General features: G+C 53.6%; 2 protein-coding genes. One reads left to right on the top strand and one right to left on the bottom strand.

All coding sequences use genetic code 11. From position 1 onward, the window contains the following. A partial coding sequence (locus HVA01_RS17520; protein WP_218031574.1) for a hypothetical protein occupies window positions 1–210 on the top strand: 210 nt, incomplete at its 5' end. On the opposite strand, the gene HVA01_RS16625 is transcribed toward HVA01_RS17520, so the two are convergent. Further along, window positions 196–515, bottom strand: a 320-nt coding sequence (locus tag HVA01_RS16625; protein WP_246129694.1) for a LysR substrate-binding domain-containing protein, incomplete at its 5' end; no start/stop codon positions are given. The genes HVA01_RS17520 and HVA01_RS16625 overlap by 15 nt on opposite strands.

Raw genomic sequence — 515 nt, 5'->3', positions numbered from 1 at the left:
GGGTTTAAGCCAGCGGGTGATAATCTTGTCGATACATTCTTTTTGAGGATCGGCCTGAAGAATCGCACACTTATATTCATGGCTTGTACTTTCACACAATGTCATGAAGAGCCGTTACGCTTTGCACTCCCTCAACAATTGCTTACCCACGGGATTAAGCGGCTGCCGCTTGGGCCAAAAAGCAATCAGGTTCCGTTAGCGCCTTGGTGATAGCGGCCGCGTCACCACGTTAGCCGTTGGCTTATTGTTTAACGCCAATGTGGGCACCAAGCTAACCCCCACATCGCCAGCGACCATCTGCAATAGCGTTCGCGTATCGCGTACCCAGAAATCCACCTGGAAGGTATCGACTTCCTCCAACGAGTGAGCAAATATTTGCTGGATAAGCGCTTCACAGCCGCCTGATGACATAACTAGTGGGTGCTCCGCCAGTTCCGCCAGTTCCGCCAGTTCCGCCAGTTCCGCCAGTTCCGCCAGTTCCGCCAGTTCCGCCAGTTCCGCCAGTTCCGCCAGTT

This window comes from Halovibrio variabilis, from assembly GCF_007991175.1.
Classification (GTDB): domain Bacteria; phylum Pseudomonadota; class Gammaproteobacteria; order Pseudomonadales; family Halomonadaceae; genus Vreelandella; species Vreelandella variabilis.
This window is presented reverse-complemented; position numbering and strand designations above follow the sequence as displayed.